This window comes from Micromonospora inositola (genome assembly GCF_900090285.1).
GTDB classification, from domain to species: Bacteria; Actinomycetota; Actinomycetes; order Mycobacteriales; family Micromonosporaceae; genus Micromonospora; species Micromonospora inositola.
In genome coordinates this window covers 2,524,516-2,550,630 of sequence record NZ_LT607754.1, presented here as the reverse complement: position 1 = coordinate 2,550,630, position 26,115 = coordinate 2,524,516, and the positions used below count along the sequence as shown (strand labels likewise).

At 73.0% G+C, this 26,115-nt stretch carries 20 protein-coding genes and 1 pseudogene; 5 read left to right on the top strand and 16 right to left on the bottom strand.

The annotated features are described in order from the left end of the window. Positions 1 to 51: 51 nt before the first annotated feature. Positions 52 to 2,175 (bottom strand): RecQ family ATP-dependent DNA helicase, encoded by a 2,124-nt coding sequence (locus tag GA0070613_RS12210; protein WP_089012408.1) that lies wholly within the window; start codon positions 2,173 to 2,175, stop codon positions 52 to 54. A 114-nt stretch (positions 2,176 to 2,289) separates the two neighbouring features. Then, a complete protein-coding gene (locus GA0070613_RS33945) occupies positions 2,290 to 4,158 on the bottom strand; it encodes a BTAD domain-containing putative transcriptional regulator (RefSeq protein ID WP_089012407.1) in 1,869 nt (622 codons plus the stop codon). 142 nt (positions 4,159 to 4,300) lie between these two features. Here GA0070613_RS33945 and GA0070613_RS12200 point away from each other — a divergent pair, with 142 nt between their 5' ends. Continuing rightward, on the top strand, positions 4,301 to 5,110 hold the full coding sequence (locus GA0070613_RS12200; RefSeq protein ID WP_089012406.1) for a hypothetical protein: 810 nt from the start codon (positions 4,301 to 4,303) through the stop codon (positions 5,108 to 5,110). Between the two features lie 91 nt (positions 5,111 to 5,201). Here the strand turns inward: GA0070613_RS12200 and GA0070613_RS12195 are convergent, their stop codons facing one another. The 6 genes from GA0070613_RS12195 to GA0070613_RS12165 all read right to left on the bottom strand — a co-directional run bounded on the left by GA0070613_RS12195 (position 5,202) and on the right by GA0070613_RS12165 (position 10,718). Then, a complete protein-coding gene (locus GA0070613_RS12195) occupies positions 5,202 to 6,308 on the bottom strand; it encodes a branched-chain amino acid ABC transporter permease (RefSeq protein WP_089012405.1) in 1,107 nt (368 codons plus the stop codon). Beyond that, complete coding sequence (locus tag GA0070613_RS12190) at positions 6,305 to 7,195, bottom strand: branched-chain amino acid ABC transporter permease (protein WP_089012404.1); 891 nt, start codon at positions 7,193 to 7,195, stop codon at positions 6,305 to 6,307. The genes GA0070613_RS12195 and GA0070613_RS12190 overlap by 4 nt, the downstream gene beginning before the upstream one ends. Further along, positions 7,192 to 7,980 (bottom strand): ABC transporter ATP-binding protein, encoded by a 789-nt coding sequence (locus GA0070613_RS12185; protein ID WP_089012403.1) that lies wholly within the window; start codon positions 7,978 to 7,980, stop codon positions 7,192 to 7,194. The genes GA0070613_RS12190 and GA0070613_RS12185 overlap by 4 nt, the downstream gene beginning before the upstream one ends. Next, entirely contained in the window at positions 7,977 to 8,720 is a 744-nt protein-coding gene (locus tag GA0070613_RS12180; protein WP_089012402.1) for an ABC transporter ATP-binding protein, read from the bottom strand. Before GA0070613_RS12180 ends, GA0070613_RS12185 begins: the two co-directional genes overlap by 4 nt. A gap of 3 nt (positions 8,721 to 8,723) precedes the next feature. Beyond that, positions 8,724 to 9,929: a substrate-binding domain-containing protein gene (locus GA0070613_RS12175; protein ID WP_089012401.1), complete on the bottom strand. Its 1,206-nt coding sequence runs from the start codon at positions 9,927 to 9,929 to the stop codon at positions 8,724 to 8,726. Positions 9,930 to 10,415: 486 nt separating this feature from the next. Beyond that, entirely contained in the window at positions 10,416 to 10,718 is a 303-nt protein-coding gene (locus tag GA0070613_RS12165; RefSeq protein ID WP_089012399.1) for a DivIVA domain-containing protein, read from the bottom strand. 250 nt (positions 10,719 to 10,968) lie between these two features. On the opposite strand from GA0070613_RS12165, the gene GA0070613_RS12160 reads away from it, so the two are divergent. Then, positions 10,969 to 11,232, top strand: coding sequence for a GntR family transcriptional regulator (locus GA0070613_RS12160; RefSeq protein WP_408630984.1), 264 nt, complete (start codon positions 10,969 to 10,971; stop codon positions 11,230 to 11,232). 246 nt (positions 11,233 to 11,478) lie between these two features. Here GA0070613_RS12160 and GA0070613_RS12155 read toward each other — a convergent pair whose 3' ends face one another. After that, entirely contained in the window at positions 11,479 to 12,594 is a 1,116-nt protein-coding gene (locus tag GA0070613_RS12155; protein WP_089012397.1) for a glycerophosphodiester phosphodiesterase, read from the bottom strand. A gap of 106 nt (positions 12,595 to 12,700) precedes the next feature. Here GA0070613_RS12155 and GA0070613_RS12150 point away from each other — a divergent pair, with 106 nt between their 5' ends. Together GA0070613_RS12150 and GA0070613_RS12145 are read left to right on the top strand one after the other, a co-directional pair. Further along, positions 12,701 to 14,035 (top strand): TrkH family potassium uptake protein, encoded by a 1,335-nt coding sequence (locus GA0070613_RS12150; RefSeq protein ID WP_089012396.1) that lies wholly within the window; start codon positions 12,701 to 12,703, stop codon positions 14,033 to 14,035. Then, positions 14,025 to 14,690, top strand: coding sequence for a potassium channel family protein (locus tag GA0070613_RS12145; protein WP_089012395.1), 666 nt, complete (start codon positions 14,025 to 14,027; stop codon positions 14,688 to 14,690). The genes GA0070613_RS12150 and GA0070613_RS12145 overlap by 11 nt, the downstream gene beginning before the upstream one ends. Before the next feature lie 68 nt (positions 14,691 to 14,758). Here the strand turns inward: GA0070613_RS12145 and GA0070613_RS12140 are convergent, their stop codons facing one another. The 7 genes and pseudogenes from GA0070613_RS12140 to GA0070613_RS12110 form a co-directional block, all read right to left on the bottom strand. Next, the gene (locus GA0070613_RS12140) at positions 14,759 to 16,369 is read right to left on the bottom strand and encodes a serine/threonine-protein kinase (RefSeq protein ID WP_089012394.1); all 1,611 of its coding nucleotides are present in this window, start codon (positions 16,367 to 16,369) and stop codon (positions 14,759 to 14,761) included. A gap of 70 nt (positions 16,370 to 16,439) precedes the next feature. After that, positions 16,440 to 17,718: pseudogene (locus tag GA0070613_RS12135) on the bottom strand (fused MFS/spermidine synthase). Positions 17,719 to 17,778: 60 nt separating this feature from the next. Beyond that, positions 17,779 to 18,816 (bottom strand): coiled-coil domain-containing protein, encoded by a 1,038-nt coding sequence (locus tag GA0070613_RS12130; RefSeq protein ID WP_089012393.1) that lies wholly within the window; start codon positions 18,814 to 18,816, stop codon positions 17,779 to 17,781. Positions 18,817 to 19,007: 191 nt separating this feature from the next. After that, entirely contained in the window at positions 19,008 to 19,817 is an 810-nt protein-coding gene (locus GA0070613_RS12125; protein WP_089012392.1) for an inositol monophosphatase family protein, read from the bottom strand. Continuing rightward, on the bottom strand, positions 19,810 to 20,262 hold the full coding sequence (locus tag GA0070613_RS12120; RefSeq protein ID WP_089012391.1) for a response regulator: 453 nt from the start codon (positions 20,260 to 20,262) through the stop codon (positions 19,810 to 19,812). Before GA0070613_RS12120 ends, GA0070613_RS12125 begins: the two co-directional genes overlap by 8 nt. Beyond that, positions 20,259 to 22,025, bottom strand: a complete 1,767-nt coding sequence (locus GA0070613_RS12115) for a sensor histidine kinase (RefSeq protein WP_089012390.1) — start codon at positions 22,023 to 22,025, stop codon at positions 20,259 to 20,261. The genes GA0070613_RS12120 and GA0070613_RS12115 overlap by 4 nt, the downstream gene beginning before the upstream one ends. Then, a complete protein-coding gene (locus GA0070613_RS12110; protein WP_089012389.1) occupies positions 22,022 to 23,239 on the bottom strand; it encodes a PP2C family protein-serine/threonine phosphatase in 1,218 nt (405 codons plus the stop codon). Before GA0070613_RS12110 ends, GA0070613_RS12115 begins: the two co-directional genes overlap by 4 nt. Positions 23,240 to 23,559: 320 nt before the next feature. Here GA0070613_RS12110 and GA0070613_RS12105 point away from each other — a divergent pair, with 320 nt between their 5' ends. Next, complete coding sequence (locus GA0070613_RS12105; RefSeq protein ID WP_089012388.1) at positions 23,560 to 25,938, top strand: M28 family peptidase; 2,379 nt, start codon at positions 23,560 to 23,562, stop codon at positions 25,936 to 25,938. Positions 25,939 to 26,115: the final 177 nt, after the last annotated feature.

The following is a 26,115-nucleotide window of genomic DNA, read 5'->3' as shown; positions in this document are numbered from 1 at the left end:
CTTTTCCCCGGCAACGGACGACCCCCGAAGGCACGCGCCTCGCGGATCGGGTCAGCCGGCCACGGCGAGGGCGAGGGGCAGGACGTCGGGGGCGCCGGCCCGGCGCAGCAGCCGGGCCACCATGGTCGTCGTCCAGCCCGAGTCGACCAGATCGTCGACGAGCAGCACCGGCCCGTCCAGCCCGGCGACGACGGCGGCCAGTTCGTCGGGGACGGTGAAGGCGTCGTGCAGGGCGCGTACCCGCTGGGCGCTGTTGCCGCGCGGCCCGCCGGCCCCGGCCGGACCGTTCGGGACCACCTGGCCGAGCAGCGGCAGCCGGCCCACGGTGGCGATCCGCCCGGCGAGCGAGTCGACCAGCGCGGGGTGCGTGCGGGAGCCCACCGCGACCACGCCGACCGGGCGGCGCGGCCACGGGTCGTCGCCGTGCGCCCAGGCCTTCAGCACCTCCACCACGGCCGCGGCCACGTCGTCCGGGACCGGTCCGTCCGCCGCGTCCGGCCCGACCAGGCCGCGCAGCCGCCCACCCCAGCCCAGGTCGGACAGCCGTCCCACGGCCCGCCCGGCCAGCGCCTGCTCCGCCGGCGGGATCCGGCCCTTCAGGGGTACGCCCACCGCCTCCAGCCCGGTCGGCCAGAGCTTCTTGGGCGCGATCTCCACGCCGGGGCGGCCGAGGAAGGTCTGCGCGGCGGTGAGCGCGGCGTCGGAGACCTCGGCGGCGAAGAGTGGGCCGGCGCAGCGGTCGCACCGGCCGCAGTCGCCCGCCTCGGCGTCGTCCAGGCATTCCCGCAGGTAGCGCATCCGGCAGCCGGGCGTGGTCGCGTACTCCCGCATGGCCTGCTGCTCGGCGGTGCGCGCCTGGGCGACGCGGCGCAACCGGGCCTCGTCGTAGACCCACGGCTCGCCGGTGGCGAGCCAGCCGCCGCGGACCCGGCGGACCGCGCCGTCCACGTCGAGCACCTTGAGCATCAGCTCCAGCCGGGCCCGGCGCAGGTCGACGACCGGTTCGAGGGCCTGGGTGGACATCGGCCGGTCGGTGGGCAGCGCGGCGAGCACCGCGCGGACCTGCTCCTCCGGTGGGAAGGCCAGGGAGGCGAAGTAGCGCCAGATGGCCGCGTCCTCGACGCCGGGCAGGAGCAGCACCTCGGCGTGCTCCACGGCCCGGCCGGCGCGGCCGACCTGCTGGTAGTAGGCGATCGGCGAGGGCGGCGCGCCGAGGTGCACCACGAAGCCGAGGTCCGGCTTGTCGAAGCCCATGCCCAGCGCGCTGGTGGCGACCAGCGCCTTGATCTTGTTGTCGAGCAGGTCCTGCTCGGCGGCCCGGCGGTCGGCGTCCTCGGCCTGGCCGGTGTAGGAGGCCACCGACCAGCCCCGGGCCCGCAGGAACTCGGCGGTCTCCCCGGCCGCCGCGACGGTCAACGTGTAGATGATCCCCGAGCCGGGGAGCCGGTCCAGGTGGTCGGCGAGCCAGGCCAGCCGGTGCGCCGGGCTCGGCAGGTCGAGTACGCCCAGCCGGAGCGACTCCCGGTCGAGCGTGCCCCGCAGCACCAGGGCGTCACCCAGTTGCTCGGCGACGTCGGCGGTGACCCGCTCGTTGGCGGTGGCGGTGGTGGCGAGCACGGGCGTCCGCTCGGGCAGGTTGCCGAGGAAGGTCCGCAGCCGGCGGTAGTCCGGCCGGAAGTCGTGCCCCCAGTCGGAGACGCAGTGCGCCTCGTCCACCACCAGCAGGCCGGTGGTGGCGGCCAGCTTCGGCAGCACGGTGTCCCGGAAGTCGGGGTTGTTGAGCCGTTCCGGGCTGATCAGCAGCACGTCCACCGCGCCGGCGTGGATCTCGCCGGTGATCTCGTCCCACTCGTCCAGGTTGGCGGAGTTGATGGTGCGGGCCCGGATGCCGGCGCGCGCCGCCGACTCCACCTGGTTGCGCATCAGCGCCAGCAGCGGCGAGACGATCACGGTCGGGCCGGCGGCGTCGGGGCGCTCCCGCAGGAGGGCGGTGGCGACGAAGTAGACCGCCGACTTGCCCCACCCGGTGCGCTGCACGCAGAGCACCCGGCGCCGGTCCACCACCAGCGCCTCGATCGCCCGCCACTGGTCCTCCCGCAGCCGGGCGTGCTCGCCGGCCAGCCGGCGCAGCACCGCCTCGGCCCGCTCCCGTACCGCCGCCCGATCCTGGCTCATCCGGCATTTCTACCAGCGCCCACCGACCCTCACCCCCACCCCGCCCGCGCCCGCTCCCGGTGATCAAGAGGTTTGCGCCCGCCCAGGCTCCGGATCGTGACGCAAACCTCTTGATCAACTCCGCTGGAGCGGGGTGGTCGGCGGGGTGGACTCGGGGAGCGGGGGGAGGAAGACCAGGAGGTCGCGGAGGGAGTCGGTGAGCAGCGGCGGGAGGAGGCAGCGAGCGGCCAGCTCCTCCATCGAGCCGAACGGGCCGCGGAGCCAGCGGTCCATCGCGACCTGCCGGGCCTGCGCGGCGGTCATCCCGGGCAGGCCGGCGAGCCCCCTCTCCCCCACCGCGTTGATGTCGACCAGGCCCCCGTCGTCGAACGTGCGGCGCAGGTCGGGCCGGCCGATGTGCAGCTCCTGCCGCGCCGCCGGGTAGTGGTAGAGCAGGTACCGGGCCTGCTCGCGGCGTACCCGCCGGTCGTCGGGAACGGGTGCCGGCCGGCCCGGCGGGCGGCCGGTGATCGCCGCCCAGACGGCTCCGTTGAGCAGGATCGTGTGCAGGACGCCGAGGATCCAGACCAGCAGCCAGGTCAGGATGAGCAACCCCTCGGCATCGGTGACCTCCGCCTCCGGGTCGCTGTTGCCGATCACCATGATCACCGTGACGCCGAAGGCCAGGTAGCAGAGGGCGGCGAGCCCGTTGCGCAAGCTACGCCGCCAGATCGCGTAGACGAGCACCACCAGCCAGGTGAGCAGGGCGAAGGAGAGCAGCGCGGTGAGCGTGCCCACGATCGTGGCGCCCACACTCAGCCAACGCGGCACCGGCTGGGGGCGGACGGGTGACTGCTCGTATCGCGGTGGCGGCAGGAACGGGGCGGGCGGGCCGACCGGCGGCCCGGGGAGGGCGACCGGCGAGCCGACCGGTCCGGGCGGTGAGCCGATGCCCGGCGCGGACCTGGAGGCGGCGACCGGCGCCACGGAGCTCGTGGTCGCTGCGGGTACGGGCGCGAAGCCGGTGACGACCGGCGGCGCGAACCCGGCCGGCGGCGAGGCCGGCGCGTCGGGCGTGCTCGCGGGGACGAGCAGGTCGGGCGTGCCCGCCGGAACGAGCGGGTCGCGCCGCTGCCCGGCGGCCGACTCCGACCCGTCCGGCCGCTCCTCGGCCGGAGCCGCCGTTACCGGCTCGGTCGGGACCGCCGCGGCCGGCTCGGTCGGGACCGCCTCCAGCAGCGTCGGGTCGGAGCGGAGGACGCGGCGGTGCAACTCCTGGAGCACCTCGCCCGGCTCGATGCCGTACTCCTCCCGGAGCAGGTCGGCGAACTCCCGGTACGCGGCGAGCGCCTCCGCCTGCCGGCCGCCGCGATGCAGCGCCAGCATCAACTGGTACCGCAGCCGCTCCCGGACCGGGAACTCGGCCACCAGCTCGACCAGTTCGCCGACCAGCTCGCGGTGCCGCCCGCTCGCCAGCTCCAGCTCGACGCGGGTCTCCAGGGCGACGGCCCGCAGCTCGACCAGCCGGTGCCGGGCGGCCTCGAAGACCGGCCCGGCGAACCCGGTGAACGGCTCCCCCTGCCAGAGCTTCAGGGCCGCCGTCAGCTCGGCCAGGGCCTCGGCCGTACGCCCCGCCGCATGCCGCTGCCGGGCCCGCTGGACGCCACGCTCGAAGCGGACCGCGTCCACCGCCTCCGGCGTGATCCGGAGCAGGTACCCGGCGTCGGTCAGGGTCAGCACCTGCCCGGGCGTACGCGGCGAGCGGTCCGGCTCCAGCACCCGGCGCAGCCCGGCGACGTACTTCTGCACCACGTTGGGGCCGTTCGCGGGCGGCTCCTCCGGCCAGACCGCGTCGACGATCTGCCCGGTGGGCACCGGGCGGCCGGCGGAGAGCAACAGCACGGCCAGCACTGCACGCTGCTTGCCGGGGCCCAGGTCGAGTTCCCGGTCGGCGTACCAGGCCCGCTGAGGGCCGAGGATCTCGAAACGCAGCGTTCCTGACATGCGAGTTTCCGCTCCTGACACCCCCATGGTCGCCGGACGGCAGTGCCCGGCAGCCGGACGGCAGCATATCGGCAGCCGAACCGCCGTGCCGGCCCGCAGCATCGTCACCGGCAGAAGCCACGCAGCGAGAAAGAGAAGTGCGATGACACAGGCAACGGGCAGCGCCGGCACCATCCGACGGGCGGTCGGCACGGTCGGCGTCATGCTGGCCGCGACCACCCTGCTCGGGGGTTGCGGGCCGAAGAGCGAACCGGCCGCGGCGCCCGGGACCAGCCCGACCCCCAGCCCGAAGGAGGCGCTCCTCGACGCCGTCCCCGACGGTACGGAGGGGGCGTTCCGGTTCAGCGGCAAGGACTCGTCCAGCGCCATCACCGGCCGGATCGACCCGGAGGCGAAGGCCTTCGAGATCAACACCGCGATGGCGCCGGACAAGGACGGCATCACCGCGAGGATGTCGTTCCTGCTGATCGGGGACGAGATCTGGATGAAGGCGAAGTTCAGCGGCCACCCGGGCCTGCCGAAGTTCCCGAACAAGTGGATGAAGCTGGACCGCGCGAAGCTGACCGACGGCGGGAGCGTCCCGTCCTACGACGGCGCGGACCAGGGCAACGCGGGTCCGCTCATCGAGGCGGCCACCTCCGTCGAGGAGCAGGGCCCCGGGCGGTACGTCGGGATCGTCGACGTGAGCAGCGGCAACGCGGCGAAGGCGCTGGAGGACGGCGAGGCGGCGGCGCTCGGCGAGGCCGCCAAGCAGGTGCCGTTCACCGCGGTGGTCGGTCCGGACGAGCACCTGACCTCGCTGACGCTGAAGATCCCGGCCGCCGGCAAGCGGAAGGCGTACGAGTACGTGGTCACGTACGCCGACTACGGCAGCCCGCCGAAGATCACCGTGCCGACCGGCAGCCAGGCGACGAAGGCGCCGGCGATGGCATACGAGATGTTGAACAGCTGACCCACGACGCAGGGGGCGGCGGCCACACGGGGGGCCGCCGCCCTTTCGTCGTCAGCGGGCCCGGCGAAATGATCAACCGGATCGAGGGAGGTCAGGGGCGGCGGAGGGCGGTGAGGAGGGGGGTCAGACGGGTGCGGAGGCTGGCCAGGCCGCCGGGGAAGAAGTAGACAGCCAGGATGAAGACGGTGCCCAGGACGAAGAGGGGCTGGGACAGGGGGTGGCTGAGGAACGCCGGGAGGTTGTCGACGGCGTCGCTGCTGCCGAAGGCGGTGAGGCGGTGGTCGAGGTACATGTAGAGGACGCCGCCGAGGACCGGGCCCCAGCGGGTGCCGGGACCGCCGAGCACCACCATGACCAGCAGCGACAGGGTCAGCTCGGAGGAGGTGACGTGCGGGGAGGCGCCGCCGACGATCAGGCAGTAGACCACCCCACCGGCCGTCGCCAACCCGCCGGCCAGGGTGAACGCGACCAGCTTGAACCGGTACGGGTCGAGCCCGAGCACCCCGATCCGCCGCTCGTCGTCGCGCAGCCCCGCCAGCACCCGCCCCGTCGGTGAGCCGCTCACCCGGTGCACCACGAAGACCACCAGCGTCAGGTACGCCAGCGCCAGCCAGTAGAGGTTCACCGTGTTCGCCACGCCGACCAGGGCCGGCGGCAGCCCGGAGACGTCCAGCGGCAGCCCCTCCTCGCCGCCGGTGAGCCCGCCGAAGTCCCGGGCCACCAGGATCGCCCCGACCTGGGCGAACGCGAGGGTCACCATGGCGAAGGCGATCCCGACGGTACGCAGCGCCACCGCACCGAGCAGCGCGGCGAGGACCGTCCCCCCGATGACCGCGAACAGCGCGGCCTGCCACAGCGGCAGCCCGCCGCGGGTGACCAGGACGTCGGTGCCGTACACGCCGGCGGCGAAGTAGAGGGCGTGCCCGAAGGAGAGCATCCCGGTGCGGCCGAAGAGCAGGTCGTAGCCGGCCGCGAGGCCGCCGAAGACCAGGCAGATGGCGAGCAGTTGCAGGGTGCCCGGCGAGTTCAGCGGCCCCTCGAAGACTCCCGGCAGGTTCACCGTCGAGTACGGCACGATCGCCGCCACCACCAGCGCCAGCAGCGGCAGGTACGGCCGCAGACCGTGCCAGCGCCGGCGGGCCGGGGTCAGCTCCGCCGGCACCGCGGCCGGCGGTGCGTCGACCATCGAGTCGGTCATGCGTGCGCAACCTTTCCGGCCAGCCCCTGCGGGCGCAGCAGCAGCACCACGGCGAGCAGCCCGACCACGCAGAGGTCGCCCAGGCCGGAGGTGCCGTAGTAGTTCACGAACTGTTGCAGCAGCCCCACCGCGACCGCCGCGTACGCGGACCCGACCACCGAGCCCATTCCGCCGATCACCACCACGATGAAGGCGAAGATCAGCAGCGAGCCGCCCTGCCCGGGCGACACGGTGCCGAAGTAGATCCCACCGAGCGCGCCGGCCAGCGCGGCGGCCGCCCCGCCGAGCGCGAAGACCAGGGTGAACGCCTTGCGGACGTCGATGCCGAGCGCGGTCACCATCTCCCGGTTCTCCACGCCGGCCCGGATCACCAGGCCGTACCTGGTCCAGCGGAGGAAGGCGAGCAGCCCGCCGAGGACCACCGCCGCGGCGACGATCAGCAGCAGCCCGGCGTTCGGCACGTTCGCGCCGAGGACCCCGGTCACGTCCCGGGTCCACGCCGGACGGGGGAACGGGCGGGCGTCGGCGCCCCAGGTGGCCTGGAGCAGCGCCACCCCGGCCAGCGACAGGCCGACGGTGACCAGCACCTGCTCGATGGTGCGGGAGTAGAGCGGCCGGATCAGCACCAGCTCGACCAGCACCGCGACCAGCGCCCCGGCGAGCACGCCGAAGGCGACCGCCACCACGAACCCGAACCCGTCGGAACCGGCGCCGGGCAGGTTGCCGGCCGCCCACCACGTCGCGTACGCCCCGACGCCGAGGAAGAGGCCGTGCGCGAAGTTGAGCACGTCGGCGAGGCCGAAGACGAGGGAGAGCCCGGAGGCGACCAGGAAGTAGAGCGCCGCCAGCCCCAGCCCGGTCAGCGTCAGCAGGACGACGGCGCTCATCGGGGCTCGCCCTTCCTCGCGACTGCGGGGCTCGCAACCTCACTCCTCGCACTCGGGGCGTGCTCCTCCCCGGAGCCCACCCCGAGCAGCGACTTGGTCAGCGCCGTCTCCAGGAGCAGCTCCTGCGCGTTCCCGGTCCAGGCCACCTTGCCGGCGGAGAGCACCACCGCGTCCTTCGCCAGCCGGCGGACCACGGCCAGGTTCTGCTCGACCAGCAGCACCGGCACCGACCCCGCCACCCGTTCCAGCACCTCGGCCACCTCGGTCACCACCTTCGGCGCCAACCCCTTGGTCGGCTCGTCGACCAGCAGCAGCCGGTTGTCGTTGAGCAGGACGCGGCCGATCGCGAGCATCTGCTGCTGCCCGCCGGAGAGGGAGCCGGCCCGTTGCCGTCCGCGCCGGTCCAGCTCCGGGAAGAGCGCGAAGACCTTGTCGTACGCCGGGGTGGTGCCCCGCCGTTCGGCGAGCCGCAGGTTCTCCGCGACGGTGAGGCCGGCGAAGACGCAGCGGTCCTCCGGCACGTAGCCGAGCCCGCCGCGGACCAGCCGGTGGGTGGGGCGGGCGAGCAGGCTCTGCGCGTCCATCCGGATGGTGCCGCGCACGTCGCCGTTGCGGGGGGTCAGGCCGACGATCGCGCGCAGCGTGGTGGTCTTGCCGACGCCGTTGCGGCCGAGCAGCACGGTCACCCCGGTGGGCGCGACGGTGAACGACACCCCCTGGAGGATGTGCAGCCCGGCGATCCGCACCGACAGGTCCTCGACGGCGAGGACCGGTTCCACACTCATAGCGACTCCCCCAGGTAGGCCTCCTGGACCGTGGCGTTGGCCATCACGGTCTCCGGGGTGTCGCAGGCCAGCAGCGCGCCGTGGTGCATCACGGCGATCCGGTCGGCCAGCTCCAGGATCACGTCCATGTGGTGCTCCACCATCAGCACCGACCGGCCGCTGTCCCCGGTCAGCGACTTGATCACCTCGACCAGCTCGGGCACGTCCTCGGCGCTGACCCCGGCCATCGGCTCGTCCAGCAGCATCACCCGGGGCTCCCCGGCGAGCAGCAGGGCGATCTCCAGCTTGCGCTTCTCGCCGTGGGCCAGGGTGCCGGCGAGCGCCGTACCCCGGTGGTGGAGGCCGACCCGGTCGAGCGCCGCGTCGGCGGCGGCGGCGACCTCCCGGTCGGCCGCCGCCCGCCGCCACAGCTTCATCGAGCCACCCCGGTGCGCCTGTACGGCCAGCCGGACGTTCTCCCGCACGGTGAGCGAGCCGAAGACCGAGGACGCCTGGAAGGTACGCCCCAGGCCGAGCCGGGCCCGCCGGTGCGGCGGGAGGGCGGTGATGTCCTCGGAGTCCAGCAGGATCCGCCCCTCGGTGGGCCGGCGCAGGCCGGTGATCAGGTTGAACAGTGAGGTCTTGCCGGCGCCGTTGGGCCCGATCACGCCGAGGAATTCCCCGGGCGCGAGGTCGAGGTAGACGGAGTCGACGATGGCGACCTCACCGATCCGCCAGGTCAGACCGCGGGTGGCGAGCACAGGTCAGCCCTTCATCTGGGTGACCGGCGGCGCCGTCTCGTCACCGGTCAGGCTCTTCTGGGCGGCCGCGGTGAAGGTGGTGCCGCTGCCGGTCAACTTGGCCTGGTACATGGGCTGGAGCAGCGCGTGGTCCTCGGCGCGGATGGTCATCGGGCCCTTGATGCCGTCGAACTGCCAGCCTTCCAGAGCCTTGATCATCTTGTCGACGTCGTCGCCGCCCTCGGACACGGCGCGGACGACCATCTGGGCGGCGGCGAAGCCGTCCGGGTGGAACAGGTCGAGCGTCCCGCCGGGGATCTTCGCCTTGGCGGCCTTGGCGGCCTCGGTGTCGCTGGCCCCGTCGAAGTAGTGCGACAGGAAGGAGATCTTGCCGCCGGCGGCGCCGAAGGTGGGCCAGGAGGCGCGGATGTCCAGGCCGGTGACGACCGTAGTGGAGGCGAGCACGCCCTGCTGGTCGAGGGTCTGCCACATGGCCGGGGCGGTGGTGCCGGCCCAGGCGACGAAGAGCAGGTCCGGCTTGGCGGCCTTGATCTGGCTGGCGAACGGGGTGAACTCGGTGGCGCTGGCCGGGGCCCGGACGCTGCTGACGGTGGCGCCGGCCCCGCCGATGACCTTCTTGACCGCGGCCTCATTGGCATCGCCGAACGCGCCGTCCTGGGCGAAGACGACGACCTTCTTGCCCGTCGCGTCGCCGATGAACGACTTGGCGGTCACCACGTCCTGGTACGACTGCCGCCCGGACCGGAAGGTGTACTTGTTCGCGCCGGTCACCGCGTCGGTGGCGGCCGGGCCGGAGATGAAGAGGACCTTGTTCTGCGCGGCGATCGGGGCGACCTGGAGGGCGACGCCGGACGCGGTGGAACCGGCGATGATCTTCGAGCCCTTGCCGATCAGGTCCTTGGCCGCGGAGACCGCCTTCGCCGGGTCACCGGCGTCGTCGACCTCGGTGAGCTCGATCTTCCGGTCACCGACCTTGCCGGTGCCCTTGGTGGCGTAGTCGAGGCCGGCCTTGAACCCCTCGATGTACTGCTTTCCGTAGCTGGCCAGCGGTCCCGACTGGGAATACACCAGACCAACCTTCACCGGCGCGGCGCTGTCGCCGCCGCCGGAAGCGGTGTCCTGCGGGCTGCCACAGGCCGTGGCGGCAATCGCCGCCGCCATCATCGTGGCGGCGGAGAGGAACACCCGCCGCGTGTGCCGGACCGTCATCGCGACTCCAGGTGAGGACAGGGGGAACTCATTTGTCGGCTCACGCTAGAAGTGACGTCACCCACGGGCTATGTGGCCGAAACACACAAGTAACCGTAGTGGGGTGGCCGGCCGTAACAACAGCCTGCCACCACCGGTGATGACGTCCATGGGTGGTGGTCGCAGCCGCCACCACCCGCGACGGCGGTGTGTCGCACCCCGCCACCGCCGCGCCGGGAAACCGGACCTTCGGCTACCGCTGCCGGCGAGGCCCGCACTCGCCGTCATGGTCCGCCGGGAGCGGACAGCGCCGACGGCCGTCGAGCAACCGGTCACAGAAGACTCTATGACGGACGTGCTGGGCGTCCTCCTCGGAGACGGTCGTCTCGGCCCGGTCCACATCGGAAAGGACGGCGAGCGCCCGACAGATGCCCCGGGCGAAGCGTCGGGCCCCGTCGAGGTCGGTGGCGAGCACTGGCAGGTGGACGACGAACCGCTCCCGGCCCATCAGCGCCTCCCCGGGGTGAACCTGGACTGCCAGCTTCGCAACGCCCCCTTGATCCGGACGTTCTCCTCCGCCGTACGGGCCAGCTCACGGCGGACGATCGCCAGGTCTCCGGCCACCCGGTAGAGGAAGGCGTACACCTCGGCCGGGTCGAGGCCGTGCCGCACGGTGCGGAAGTGCCGGTCGCGGATCTGCCCCACGCTCAGCGGCCGACAGGACTCCGACCGGTACCAGCCACCGTTCGGCGGCCGACTCGACGCCGGCCGCCGCCGCGCCGGCCGGAACAGGTTCAGCACGTTGCGCATGACCACCTGCCTCCCGCAGTAGCCCTGGAAGGCGGCCCGGCCCGCGGAAAGGGGACGCGAACCGGACCGCCGGCCCCGCGACCGCAGCCCTAATCGGCGGTACGACCCCGGAGCCAACCTGGATGTCCGCCCGCCGGGGCTTGCCGAACCAACCGGAGCCGGACAGACAGAGGCTACACAAAATACTTGTGTAGGTCGACCCCAGAGTCACGACGCGGCAACTTGTTGCAGTTGCTGGTGTAGGCCCGGCATGATCGGAGACGCCGAACCAACCGGAGTCCTCACCATGCCCACAGCCGAAGCCCCATACCGCCAGATCGCCAACGACCTCACCGCAAAGATCAAAAGCGGGGAACTCAAACCTGGGGACAAGTTGCCCTCCACGAGGGAGCTCGCCGAGGCATACAAGGTCCACATGAACACGGCCTCACGCGCGCTCTCCCTGCTGCACGACCGTGAGCTGATCACCGGTCAGCCCGGTCGCGGCACCTACGTCGCCGAGCGCCCCGCGTGATAAAGGCAACGGACGCTACGAACCTGATGACGTAGACGGATCATCCGACGGGACCCCACATCGTCGGCTGAGTCATTGACGTCATCAGCTTCGTAGGGCGCCACGACACCACCCCACGGCCAGGCCGGGCTGGGGCGGGAGTCGGATCCGTTACGCCGACGTGGGGGTGTCCGGGAGAACCGGATACCCCCACGTCGGCGAGATGGCGTGGATCGAGCGGGCCCTGGCGGGCCCGGTGGGCGGTCGTCAGAGGCCGGCGCGGGCGGCGACGGCGGTGTCCGGCTGGTCGGCGAAGGCGCCGTCCAGGCCGAGGCCGAAGAAGAGCTCGTACTCGGCGGTGATGTCGCCGCGGGCGTTCGGGTCGGCGCCGATCCGGAAGTCCACCGGCAGGAACTGGTTCTCCGCGCGGAACGTCCAGGCGTGCACGACCAGGTTCTCCCGGTGGGCGTCCCGGATCAGCGTGGTCGGGGCGAGCAGCTTGCCGGCGGCGTCCCGCGGGACGATCAGGTTCTTGTTCGCGCCGACCCCGTCGGCGTAGCCGGCCACCCACTTCAGCCCGGCGGCGGTGGCCAGGTCGGCGTAGGTGCGGGCGTCACCGGCGGCGGTGAAGTCGTACGGGCGGCCGGCGGCGTCCATCAGCTGCACCAGCCGGACGTCGATCATGCGGTCGAGCTTGCGCAGGTTGGCCGTCTCGAAGGACTGGATGAAGACCGGGTCGTTGCGGTGGGTCAGCTTGTTGGCCCGGAGCACCGCGACCAGCGGCTCCTCCAGTGCCAGCCCGATCGAGGCGAAGTAGGTGGGGTGCTTGGTCTCCGGGTAGACGCCGATGGTCCGGCCCCGGGCCTTCGACTCGGCCCGGGCCAGGTCGATGACCTCCTGGAAGGTGGGTACCTCGAACCTGCCGTCGAACGCGGTGTTGGCCACCCGGACCTGGGGCAGCCGCTCCTTGGCCCGCAGCGTCTTCAGCTCGGCCAGGGTGAAGTCCTCGGTGAACCAGCCGGTCACCGGGACGCCGTCGATGGTCTTCGTCGCCTTGCGGGCGGCGAACTCGGGGTGGGCCGCCACGTCGGTCGTACCCGAGATCTCGTTCTCGTGCCGGGCGACCAGCACGCCGTCCTTCGTCGAGACCAGGTCCGGCTCGATGAAGTCGGCACCCAGCCGGATCGCCAGGCGGTAGGACTCCAGGGTGTGCTCCGGTCGGTAGCCACTCGCGCCGCGGTGGCCGATCACGATGGGCCGGTCGGCCGCGCGGGACCGCTCGGTGCCGGGCTCCGAGTCGGCCTGGGCGGCCACGGCCGGCACCACCACGGCCGCCGCGAGCAGCGCGCCGGCCACGCCGAGGGCAGAAAGGGTACGTCGCAACGCCGTCTCCTGTCGTCGAGGGATGCGCCCAGCAGACCGGTCCCGGTTGACCACCAGTTGGTCGGTTCCTGACCTGCCGGTGAATCTCCGGGCGGAAGATTGCCTGGTGCGTCGGCTGCTCCGTCACCCCGTGCGACTGGTGCCGTTCGGGTTCCTGGCGGTGATCCTGCTCGGCACCGGCTCGCTGATGCTGCCCTGGGCCACCAGCGAGCAGCGCTACACCCCGTTCGTCACGGCGCTCTTCACCGCCACCTCGGCCGTGTCGGTCACCGGCCTGGCGGTCAACGACACCCCGAACTACTGGAACGGCTTCGGCCTGGCCATGATCACCGTGCTCACCCAGCTCGGTGGGCTCGGCATCCTGACGATCGCCGCGCTGATCATCCTGGTGGTGTCCCGGCAGCTGGGCCTGCGCAACCGGCTCCTGGTGCAGGCGGAGACCGCCGAATTCGGCATCGGCGACGTACGCCGGCTGCTGACGCGGATCGCGGCGACCGTCTTCATCACCGAGGCGGTGATGACCGTGGTCATCACCGGCCGGCTCTGGCTGGCCTACGACTACCCGCCCTGGTCGGCGCTCTGGTCCGGCGCCTTCCACTCGATCCAGGCGTTCAACAACGGGGGGTTCACGCTCTACTCGGAAGGGCTGCTCGCCTTCTCCCAGGACCCGTGGGTGGCGCTGCCGCTGGGCCTGGGCGCGATCATCGGCGGCCTCGGCTTCCCGGCCCTCTTCGAGGCCGTACGCGAGTGGCGGCGACCGAGGCGGTGGGCCGTCGCCACCAAGCTCACCATCTGGGGCAGCGCGGCGCTGATCACGCTCGGCTTCGGCTACCTGCTGCTCGCCGAGTGGACCAACCCGGCCACCATCGGCACGTACGACCTCCCGGGAAAGGTGCTGGCCGCGTTCACGCAGATCGCCTTGAGCCGGACCGGCGGCTTCGACGTGATCAACGTCGACCAGCTCGCCGAGGCGAGCTACCCCCTGCTCATCATCCTGATGTTCATCGGCGGCGGCAGCGCCAGCACCGCCGGCGGCATCAAGGTCTCCACCTTCTTCCTGCTCGCCTTCGTCATCTGGGCGGAGCTGCGCGGCGAGCCCGACGTGACGGTCGGCCGGCGGCGGGTCGCCCGCGCCAGTCAACGGCAGGCCCTCACGGTCGCCCTGCTCAGCGTCGCCCTCGTCGTCGTCGGCACGGTGGTCCTGGTGCTGACCACCGTGGGCGTTCCCTTTTACCAGGCGCTCTTCGAGGTGACCTCGGCCTTCAGCACCACCGGCCTGTCCGTCGGCGTCGCCCCGCAGCTGCCGCGCCCGGGCCAGTACATCCTCACCGCGCTCATGTTCATCGGCCGGGTCGGCCCGCTCACCCTCGGGTCCGCGATCGCGTTGAACACCCGGCGACGCCTGTACCGCTACCCGGAGGAGCAACCCATTGTCGGCTAGGAAGACGGACGACGGCGGCATCGTGGTGATCGGCCTCGGCCGGTTCGGCTCGCACCTGGCCGACTCGCTCACCAGCCTCGACCACGAGGTGCTCGCCGTCGACCGGAGTCAGGAACGGGTGCAGCACTGGTCGGAGCGGCTGGACCGGGTGGTGCAGGCGGACGCCAGCGAGGAGGACGTGCTGCGGCAGCTCGGCGTGGCGGACTTCGGGCGGGTGGTGGTCGCCCTCGGCGCGTCGGTGGAGGCCAGCGTGCTCACCGTGCTGGCCCTGACCGAGCTGGGCGTCCCGCAGATCTGGGCCCGGGCCAACTCGGAGAAGCACGCGAAGATCCTCCGGTCGATGGGCGCGCACCACGTGATCTTCCCGGAGGCGGAGACCGGCGAGCGGGTGGCGCACCTGATCGTCAGCAAGATGCTCGACTTCATCGAGTTCGGCGACGACTTCGCCATCGCCAAGGTGCGCGTACCGGACGGGATGGTCGGCCGGCCGGTGCGCGAGCTGGCCGCCGACCGGTACGGCGTGCAGGTGATCGGGGCCAAACTGCCCGGCGAACGCTTCCGCTATGCCGAGCCGGACACCGTGCTGGAGAAGGAGAGCGTGCTCATCGTCGAGGGCAGCAACGTGCAGGTGCAGCGCTTCGCCGCGCTGGCCTGAACGCCATCCGGACCGTCACTTCCCCTTGCCCTTGCTCTTGCCGCCGTGACCACCCCCCTTACCCTCGGTCACTTTCCTTTTCCCTCGCCACCGTCCTTGCCCTTGCTGGGTTTGACCGGCTTCGCCCGCGCGCCGGAACTGCCCGACGAGTGCGAGCCGCTGCTCTTCGCGGTGGTGGGCTTCGCGGGCGCCCTGGTCGTCGGCGGCGCGGTGGTGGGCGCCGACCCGGCCACCCCGGAGACCTGCACGCCGCAGGTGCTCTCGCCGAGCTTGAACTCCACCGGAAGCGGGTTGCCACCGGTGTAACGGCCGCTCAGCTCCACCTTCTTCGACGCCCCCGGCGCCAGCGCGGCGTCCGTGGCGGGCGGCTGCACCAGCACCGCCCGTCCCTGCTGCCGCACCGCCGGCTGGGCCTTGGTCACCGTCTGCTGGCCGGGGAAGGTGAAGCTCATGATCCAGTCCCGCAGCTCCCGGCCGCCGGTGTTGGTCAGGGTCAGCTCGGCGGCGAAGTCCCGGCCGGTGTCCTGGCGCAGCACATAGTCGACCTTGCACGGCACCGGCTCGGGCAGCCCCATCCGCGCCTCTGTGGGCTCGATTCCCCCGCTGGCCGAGCTCCGCGCGGTCATCCCCCACAGGCCGGCGGTGACCGCGACCAGGCCCACCGCGGCCACCCCGGCCTCGACCCTGCGCCGGCGGGCCGCCGCCCGGCGGGTCCGGGTACGCAGGGCCGAGAAGGGCAGCGCGTCGGTCGCCGACGACCAGGGCAGGATCGTGGTCCCGGCATTCTCCAACAGTGTCGGGTCGAACTGGCCCAGCGCCGGGGAGACCGGCATGATCGCCGCGACGCCGGCCGCGGCGGCGAGCGTACGGGCGACGTCGGCGGTCGCCGGGCGGTCCGCGGGACGCTTCGCCAGGCAGCGCCGGACCAGCTCCTCGATTTCGTCGGGCAGCCCGACCACCGGCGGCATCGGGTCCGGGTCGTTGTACATGTGCGCCCGGAGCATCTGGGTGGTGGTGCTGGCCTGCCAGGGCAGCCGGCCGGTCAGCATCCGGTACAGCAGCAGGCCGACCGCGTAGACGTCGGTGGCCGGGGAGACCTGGCCGTTGTCGAGCCGCTCCGGGGCGAGGTAGGCGGGAGTGCCGAGCAGGGCCCCGTCCGGGCCCTTCTCGCTCTCCCCGACCAGCGCCGAGATGCCGAAGTCGACGACCTTCACGCCGGTCGGGGTGAGCATGACGTTGCCGGGGGTGACGTCGCGGTGCACCACGCCCCGGGCGTGCGCGGTGGCCAGCGCCGAGGCGACCTCCGCGCCGATGGTCACCGCCTCGCGCCAGGGCAGCTGCCCGCCGCGGCCGAGCCGGCTGCTCAGCGGGCCGCCGTCGACCAGCTCCATCACGACGTACGGCACGGTCAGCCCGGCCTGCTCGGACTCGCCGTAGTCGTACACGTTGGTGATGTTGGGGTGGCAGAGCCGCGCGGCGGCCTGCGCCTCGATCCGGATCCGGTGCCGGAACGCCTTGTCGCTGGCCAGCCGGGACGCCAGCACCTTGACCGCGACCTGGCGGCCGAGCACCTCGTCGTATCCGCGCCACACCACCGACATGCCGCCCGCACCGAGCTGTTCGATCAGCCGGTACCGCTCACCCAGCAGCTGCTCGCCGCTCCTGACCGCTCCGCCCATGGTCAGTCCTGTTGCCCGGGGTGATCCGACCTACACCTGAACAGTCGGAATCGGTCAGAAAGTCACTCGTTCAGGCGGTCGCGAGCAGTTGGTCCACCGGGGCGTAGTCGTCGGTCAGCACCAGCGCGTCCCCGACGTACCCGGTCAGCTCGTCGTCGTGCAGCAGGCGCGCCGTCTCCGGCAGCGTCGGCAGTCCGAGCCGGATCCGGGCCAGCGGCAGCGGCGCGTCCGAGCCGACGATCAGGAAGTTCGAGCCGTACCCTCCGGCGATCGCGCCCGGCGGGGCGATCAGCGCGACGTGCCGGAACTCGGCGGCCACGGTGGCCAGTTCCGCCCGGATGAACCGCCCCGGCGGATAGTCGATGACGTTCTGCAGGTAGATCCCGCCCGGCCGGAGCACCCGGCGGATCTCGGCGGCCATCTCCCGGGTGGCCAGGTGCCAGGGCACCACCAGGTGACCGAAGGCGTCACCGACGATCAGATCCCGGCTGTCGGTCGGTTCGGCGTCGAGCAGCACCCGGGCGTCCCCGACCGCCGCGCGCAACTCCGGGCCGGTGCGCACGCCCAGCTCGCGCCGGTCCAGCTCGACCAGGCCGCCGTCGATCTCGAACACCAGGTTGTCGGTGCCCGGCCGGGTCGCGGTCAGGTAGCGCCGCATGGTGAAGCCGCCGCCGCCCAGGTGCAGGGCGTCCAGCCGCTGCCCCTTCGGCGCCGCCGCGTCGGCCACCAGGCCCATCCACTGCGTGTACGCGTACTTCAGGTGCGTCGGATCGGCCAGGTCGACGTACGAGTGCTGGGCGGAGTTGAGGTAGAGCGTCCGCCCCTGCGTCCACTGCGGGTCCACCTCGACTCTCGCGCAGTGGTACGCGGTCTCCACGTCGCACGGGTTCGGGGCGACCGTGGCGAGGCCGGCGCCGGTCAGGCCGAGCACCGCCAGGGCGGCCTTCGCCCGGGCCGGACCGGTCAGCCCGGAGCGCGGTGAGCAGCAGCACGGCGCTCGCCGCGCCGCCGCGCAGCGCCTCACCGGCGTACCGGACGACGGGGAGGGTGACCGCGGTGGCGATGCCGGCCAGCACCAGGGCCGGGGCCAGCAGCGTACGTGGGTCCCGTCGGTCGGCCAGGAACCCGCCCATCCACGCCCCGTACGCGATCGCGGCCAACGCCATGCCGATGACCGAGCTGGTCACCTGGAGGGTGACCCCGACGTACGGGCCGACCAGGCGCAACGAGACGGTCTCCAGGACCAGCACGGCCCCGCTGGAGAGGAACACCAGGACGGCGGCGAGTCCGTTCGGCAGGGCTCGGGGCGGCGTCGGCGCGGTCGGCGCGGTCGGCGCGGACTCCACCACGACGTCGGACGATGAGCTGCTCACCGTCGCGATGCTACGCAGCCGTCCCGGCACCCCGGGTCAGTACATCGAAAGATGAACATGGTTTGTGTGGTCGGCGGCGGGACTGCCGCCGCCGCTGTACGACCGCCAGCCGGTGTTCGGCATCCAGATCTGCCGGTACCAGATCACGTACATCACGCCGAGCCGGCTCGCGTTGTTCTTGAAGTAGTTGGCCAGGCTGTCCCCGTACGCCTTGTCCCCGCCGCTCGCCGAGACGTTCTCGAAGCCACCGGTGGCGGCGGAGAAGTCGCAGGCGCGGCCCTTCGGGTGCTCGCCGTCCCCGCCGCTGCGGAAGCAGGAGACGTACCGCTTGTAGCCGGCCGCCTGGGCCTGCTGGAGCGCGTGGAGGGTGCGCGGGGTGATGCAGCCGGAGGTGGTCGGGTCGTTGACGGAGCAGGACTCCGACGGCCAGGAGCCGTCCGAGTTGCGCGGGGCCGGCTTGGCGGAGGTCGAGCCGCCGCTGAACCCGGAGCTGCTGCCCGAGCTGACCTTGGCCAGCGCGATCTCGGCGTCCCGCTTCTTCTTGGCCAGCACCGCGAGCTGCTTCTGCTGCTCGCGCACCTCGATGTCGATCGCCGCCTTGGCCTTGGCGGCCTCGACCTTGGCGTCGGTGAACGCGCGCAGCCGCTTGCTGTCCCGCTGAGCCATCACGTCCAGCTCGGCGGCCCGCTTGAGGAACGCGTTCGGGTCGGCGCTGGCGAGCAGCACGGACACCGGGGTCAGCCGACCGACCCGGTACGACTGCGCGGCCACCTCGCCGACCTGCGAGTTCAGTTCGACCAGACGCAGCTCGAGCTCCTTGAGCTGCCCGGTCAACGCCACCTGACGGCGCTTCGAGTTGTCGAGCCGGGACTTCGCCTCGATGTGGCCCCGCGCGGCCGCGTCGAGCGCCGCGCGGAGTTGCTTGCTGCCGCCCTCGTTCGGCGCACCCGGGGTCGGTGCGGCCGCGGCGACCCCGGCCGGGGCGAGGCCGGCGCCGAGCAGCAGGGCCGTCACGGCGAGCAGGGCGAGCAACGGCCGGCGGACGCGCCGCCGGATGAGCCTGGTCCTGGGCACGAAAGCGTCCTTCCGTCGACCGCCGGCCCCCCGTTGGCCACTGCGCGGCGGCGGCTCCGCCGGCGCCGGACGGCGGCCTGCTGGCGGAAGCCGCCGGTCACGATACCGGACCGGGGCGGGCGTGCCAGGCACCCGACCTCGGACGACGCCGATCATCGACGGAGCGTGCCGAGGTCGTCGCGGAGCGCCGCTCAGCCGTCGAGCAGCGCGGCCCGGACCTCGGTCCACACCTCTTCGCTCACCGCCACCAGCAGGCCCCGGTCGTCGTCGGCCGGGTGGTACTCGGCGCCGTCGAAGCGGCGGGCCACCCCGCCGGCCTCCCGGACCAGCAGGGTGCCCGGCGCGTGGTCCCACGGCAGGGTCCGCCAGAAGAGCACGAACTGCTGGTCCCCGGTGAGCATGTCGAGGTACTCCCGGCCGGCGCAGTGCTGGCCGGGGAGCAGCTCGCCGATCCGCCGGCCACCCGCCTCGGCGGCCCGTCGGGCGTCGGGCGGCAGGAACCGGGTCATCGCGGTGCCGCGCAGCGCGCCGACCGCCGGCGCCGGGCCGGTCGTCCGCACCGGCGTCCCGTCCAGGTACGCGCCCTCCCCCGCCCGGGCGCTGGCGAGGGTGCCGGCCAGCGGGTCGTACACCCAGGAGGCGACCTGCTCGCCGTCGGTCAGCAGCGCCACCATCAGGGCGAACGGCCGCCGGCCGGCGGCGAAGTTGGAGGTGCCGTCGACGGGGTCGACCAGCCAGACGTCGCCGCCGCCGCGCAGGTGCCGCAGCAGCCCCGGGTCGTCGGCGACGGCCTCCTCGCCGACCACCACCGAGCCGGGGCGCAGCCGCCGCAGCTCGGCGGAGATCAGCTCCTCGGCCCGCCGGTCGGCGACGGTGACCACCTCGCCGGGGGCCTTCTCGGCGATGTCGGCGATGTCGAGCCGGCGGAACAGCGGCACCACGACCTTCGCCGCGGCCTCCCGCAGCAGCTCGCCGACGTCGTCGAGCAGCGGGTCAGCCACGCGGCGGCAGCTTGACCACGCTGACGAAGAACTCGTCGATCTGGCGGACCACCGAGATGAAGCGCTCGAAGTCCACCGGCTTGGTCACGTAGGCGTTGGCGTGCAGCTGGTAGCTGCGCAGGATGTCCTCGTCGGCCTGCGAGGTGGTGAGCACCACGACCGGGATCCGGCAGAGCTGCTCGTCCTTCTTGATCTCCGCGAGCACCTCCCGGCCGTCCCGGCGGGGCAGGTTGAGGTCGAGCAGGATCAGGTCGGGGGTCACCGCGTCCGCGTACTGGCCCTCGCGCCGCAGGTAGGCCAGGGCCTCCGCGCCGTCGGAGACGACGTTCAGCCGGTTGCGGAGCTTGTGCTCCTCGAACGCCTCCTGGGTCATCAGCACGTCGCCCGGGTCGTCCTCGACCAGCAGGACCTCGATCGGGCTCTTGCCGTCTGCCGGCGCGGTCATCCCACTGTCTCCTTCATGCCACCCGTTGTATCGTGTCCGGCCGTCCCGTCGGGCGTGTCTGCGCGCTCCGGCCCGTCCGGCTGCCGACCGACCGGCGCGTCCCCGGCGGCCGGGTCGGCGCCGTCACCGGTCACCGTCCCGTCCCCGGTCGACTCCTCGCCGACTGCCGTCCCGTCCGCCGCGTCCGCCTCGGCCGCCGCCTTCGCCGCCTCGACGTCCTCGGGGAGGGCGGGGAGGGCGAAGCGGATCGCGGTGCCCTCCTCGGTGCCGGTGTCCACCCAGACCCGGCCGCCGTGGTACTCCACGATCTTCTTCGCGATGGCCAGGCCGATGCCGGTGCCCGGGTACGCGTCCTTGGCGTGCAGCCGCTGGAAGATCACGAAGATCTTGTCGGCGAACTCCGGCTCGATCCCGATGCCGTTGTCCTGGCAGCTGATCTCCCACTCGTCGTCGACCAGCCGGGCCGAGACGTGCACCTTCGGCGGCACGTCCGGGCGGCGGAACTTGATCGAGTTGCTGACGAGGTTGGCCAGCAGGTTGGTCAGCAGCGGCTCCTCGCCGCGGATCACCGGCAACTCGCCCCAGGTCAGCTCGGCGTCGGAGTACTGCCGGGCGGCCTCGGTCTGCCCGGCCACGTCGCCCATCACCTTGTTCAGGTCGACCTCGGTGAAGCCGGTGGTGAGCCGGCCGATCCGGGAGAACGCGAGCAGGTCGTTGATCAGGCGCTGCATCCGCTGCGCCCCGTCGACGGCGAAGGCGATGTACTGGTCGGCCCGCTCGTCGAGTTGCCCGGCGTACCGCCGCTGGAGCAGCTGGCAGAAGCTGGCCACCTTGCGCAGCGGCTCCTGCAGGTCGTGCGAGGCGACGTACGCGAACTGCTCCAGGTCACGGTTGGACCGGGTGAGCTCCTCGGCCTGCTTCTGCAGCTGACTGTTGACCCACTCGATGCGCTCCCGGGCCTCGCGCACCTCGGCCAGCTCGCGGGCGATCTTCTGCCGCATCCCGTCGATGTCGTCGGCGAGCCGGCGGAACTCCGGCGGCCCGGCACCGGTGATGTGGTGCTCGTAGTCGCCCGCGGCGACCTCCCGCACCTGGCCGACCAGCCCGGCCAGCGGCCGGATCAGGATCCGGTCCAGGGAGAGCACCATGATCACGCCCGCCACCGCCACCACCAGGGCCGCGATGATCAGCAGGACGACCAGCACGTTGCCGGTCCGGGTGACCTTGTCGGCGGTCTGCTGCCGGACGATCAGAATCTCGTCCTGGAGCTGACCCACCGCGGCGCGGATCCCGTCGAACTGCTGCCGGGTCTGGTCGGTGATCAGCGCCTGCCCGGCGGCCGGACCGCTGCGCTCGGTCGTGCTGATCACCGGCTCCGCCACGCCCGTGCGCCACCGCGCCGCCTGCTCCTCGACGACCCGCAGCTCACGCAGCACGCCCGGATAGGCGGCGGCCAACTTCTCCATCGAGACGACGGTCGCCTGCTCCCGCTGCAGACCCGTCTCGTACGGGGCCAGGTCCTTGCGGTCGCCGTTCACCGCATACCCGCGGACGGCGGTCTCCTGGTCGAGCAGCGCGCTCAGCAGCTCCTGGCCCTGCACCCGGAGCGGACCGGTCTTGACCAGGACGGCGTCGATGTTCTGCCGGTTCTTCGCCGCCACCACCGCCTCGGCGGCGGCCAGCCCGAGCAGCAGCACCAGGACCACGGTCAGCAGCGCGACCACCCGGCGGCGCAGCGTCCAGCCCTGCCGGTACGACTTCACCGGCCACCGCCATGGGTGACCAGCAACATGGCGACGTCGTCGGCGAGCGGGCCACCGTTGAGCTGCTCGGCGCGGCCGACCAGCCAGGCCGGCAGCTCGGCCAGGGGCACCGCCCGGTTGGCCGGGTCGGCGAGCAGCTCGGTCAGCCCCGGCACGTCCAGCCGGTCGTCGCCGTTGCCCACCCGACCCTCGATCAGGCCGTCGGTGTACATCAGCAGGGACCAGTCATCGGTGTCGAACTCCAGATCGAAGGCAACGGGCCGGCGCGGTCGTACACCGAGCAGCAAGCCACCCTTGGCGGGCACCGGCGCGACCTTACCCCCGCTGAGCAGCAGCGGCGGCGGATGACCGGCGAGTCGTACGGTGGCCCGGTTGGCGGCCAGGTCGAGCCGGATGGTCGCCACCGTGGCGAAGATCTCCTGGAGCCGGCGCTCGCTCATCAGCACCTGCTCCAGGGCGGGCAGCACCTCGTCGTCCGGCACCCCGGCCAGAACCAGGGCCCGCCAGGCAACCCGCAGCTCGACGCCGAGGGCCGCCTCGTCCACGCCGTGCCCGCAGACATCGCCGACGATCAGGTCGATCCGGTCCGGCCGGGTCTGCACCACGTCGTAGAAGTCGCCGCCGATCAGGGCGGCGTGCCGGCCGGGGCGGTAGAACGTGTGCACCGACACCTGATCGGTGGTCATCAGCGGCTGGGGCAGCAGGCCCCGCTCCAGGCGGGCGGACTCGGCCTGGCGCAGCTCCACCTCGCGGAGCCGGCGGGCGTTCTCGTCGGCGCGCTTGCGTTCCACGGCGTAGCGCAGCGCCCGGGTCAGCAGGACCCCGTCGACCTGCCCCTTGACCAGGTAGTCCTGGGCGCCCTCGGCCACCGCGACGATGCCCAGGTGCTCGTCGGAGCGGCCGGTCAGCACGCAGACCGCGGCGCCGCTGGACATCTCCAGCACCTGGCGCAGCCCGTCCAGCCCCTGCGCGTCGGGGAGGCCGAGGTCGAGCAGGACGCAGTCGACGCCCATCACCCGTTGCCGGGCCTCGCTCAGGCTGGTGGCGATCAGCAGATCGATCATCGAGTTGGTCTCGGCGAGCAGCTCGCCGACCAGGAAGGCGTCGCCCTCGTCGTCCTCGACCAGCAGGACCCGCAGCCGCTCGCCGGGTGGCAGGTTGGCGTGCCGCGCCAGACCACCGTGCGGGTACGGCACGACGGAGGAGCCGGCCATGCCGACTCCCCGATGCGGCCGGGTCACCGCCGCGAGGCGCGGGAGTTCGCTGGTGATGTCGGGCTCCTTCCGAGTGCCCTGCTGATCCTGTATTAGACAACGGTCGCACACAACACGACGGCGTCGGCACGGGCGAGACGGGCGAGACCAAGCGGCTCACCACCCGTTGAGCGACAAAGCGGGCGGCCGATGTTACGCCTCGGAGTCGCCGCCGCGCCCGGCGCGCCGCTCGTCGGGCGGATCCGGTGGGCGGGAGTCCCGATCGGGGCCGGTGGGGTGCAGGATGATCCCACCCCTGGCCCCACCCCCGAGGAGTTCCCGTGGGCGCACCCCCCACCCGCCCCGCCGACCGGGCGCTGGCCCGGCCCCGCCGGCGGCCGCTCGCCGCAGTCGCCGCGCTCGCCGCGCTGCTCGCCGTCGGCGCCGGCGTCCTGGTCGACCTGCGTACCCCGACGCCACGCCCGGCCGACGCGCCGGCGTCCGACTTCAGCGCCGAGCGGGCGTACCGGAACGTGCAGGTCGTCGCGGCCCGACCGCACGTCGCCGGCAGCCCGGCCAACGACCGGGTCCGCGAGCACCTTGTGGGCGTGCTGCGCGGGCTGGGTCTGGAGACCGACGTGCAGGACGCCGTGGCCCCGGAGGCCGGCCAGCTCAGCGGCGCCGCGGGCGGGGCCACCCTGGCCCGGGTCCGCAACGTGGTGGCCCGGCTGTCCGGCACCGACCCCACCGGCCGGGTCTTCCTGGTCGCCCACTACGACTCGGTGCAGTCCGGGCCGGGCGGCAACGACGACGCCGCCGGCACCTCCACCATCCTGGAGGTGGCCCGGGCGCTGACCGCCGGTCCCCGGCCGCGAAACGACGTCGTCTTCGTGCTCACCGATGCCGAGGAGGCGTGCCTCTGCGGCGCCTCGGCGTTCGCGTCGAGCCACCCGCTGGCCGCCGACGGCGGGGTCGTGCTGAACCTGGAGGCGCGCGGCTCGACCGGGCCGGTGATCATGTTCGAGACGTCCCGGAACAACGCGAAGCTGGTGGACGTCTTCGGCCGGGCCGCCCCGCACCCGGTGGGCACCTCGTTCGCGGTGGAGATCTACCGGGCGCTGCCGAACGACACCGACTTCACCGCGTTCCTGGACCGGAAGTTCGTCGGGCTGAACTCGGCGTACATCGACGGGGGCGCGGTCTACCACTCGCCCCTGGACACCGCGGCGGCGATGGACCGGGGCAGCCTCCAGCAGCACGGCGACAATGCGCTCGGGCTGGCCCGCGAGTTCGGCCGGACCGACCTGACAGCGCTGCGCTCCGGCCACGACGCCACCTACTTCCCCGTGCCGGGCGGGCTGGTCCGCTACCCCGGCTGGCTGACCCTGCCGCTGGCGCTCCTGGCGGTGGCCGCGGTCGGCATGCTCGGCTGGCTGCTGCGGCGGCGGGGCCGGGCCACCGCCGGCCGACTCGCCGCCGGTTTCGGGCTGGCGCTGGTGCCGATCGTGGCCGCCCCGCTGGGCGCCTCGCTGCTCTGGGCGGGGATCACCACCGTCCGTCCCGGCTACGCCGAACTGCTCGACCCCTACCGGCCGGTCTGGTACCGGCTCGCCGTGGTGGCGCTCGCCGCCGCGATCCTCTTCGCCTGGTACGCGCTGACCCGACGCTGGGCCGGACCGGCCGCCCTGGCGTTCGGCGGGCTTGCCTGGCTGGCCCTGCTCGGGGTGCTGCTGGCCGTGCTGGTGCCCGGTGGGGCGTACCTGGCGACCCTGCCGGCCCTGGCCGGCGCGCTCGCCGGCCTGGCGGCGCTGGCCACCCGGCTCGACGGCCCCTGGCCGGTGCTCGCGGTGACCCTGGCCGGCGCGGTCGGCGTGGTGATCCTGCTGCCCACCGTGGTGCTGCTCTTCCCCGCGCTCGGCATGGCGATGGGCGGGGTCGCCGCGCTCTTCGCGGTGCTGCTCGGGCTGACCGCGCTGCCGGTGGTGGACCTGCTGCACCCGCAGGCCGGTGGGCAGCGCGGCCTGGTCGCGCTCCGGGCCCGCCGGCTGGGCCCGCTGCCGGCCGTCGCCGCCGCGCTCGCCGCCGTGGTCCTCGCCGGGGTCGGCCTGGCCGTGGACCGCTTCGACGCCGCCCACCCAGTGCCCACCCACCTGATGTACGCCTTGGACGCCGGCACCGGCCGCGCCGAGTGGCTCAGCCACGAGGACGACCCGCAGCCGTGGACCGACGGGTACGTCGACGGCTCGGTCTCGGTGGCGGACGACTTCCCGGGGTTGGGCGACGCCGAGCTACGGGCCGGGCCCGCGCAGGCGGCGAACCTGCCCGCGCCGAAGCTGGAGGTGCTCTCCGACACCCGCTCGGGTGACCAGCGGGTGCTGCGCCTGCGGCTCACCCCGCAGCGCCCGGTCCGGCTGGCCTCGCTGCACGTCGACACGTCCACCGCGACGGTGCGGTCGGCGTCGGTGGCCGGGCGGGACGTGCCGGTGAAGGCCCGCGAGGGCCGCTGGGGCTTCGGCATCGTCTTCCACGCCCCGCCGCCCGAGGGCGTCGAGGTGGACCTGATGCTCACCGTCAAGGGGCAGCAGGTGGCGCTGCGCGCGATGGACGCCAGCGACGGGCTGGACGCGGTGCCCGGCTTCCGCCCCCGCCCAGCGGACGTCGGGGTGGTCGGCTCGCACAGCTCCGAGATGCTCGCCGTCGCCCGCACGTATCCGCTCTGACCGCAACCGACGGGGGCCCGGGGCCGGGGTAACGGCCCCGGGCCCCGACGCGACCCGCGCCCGCGCTGGCTCGGTCCCGGACCAAGCAGGTAATCCTAAGAACTTGATGTCGCAGATGACGCAGTGAGCTTCGCGGCCAGCTTCAAGATCGCCCGAGAGGTACAGGAACCCGCGGCT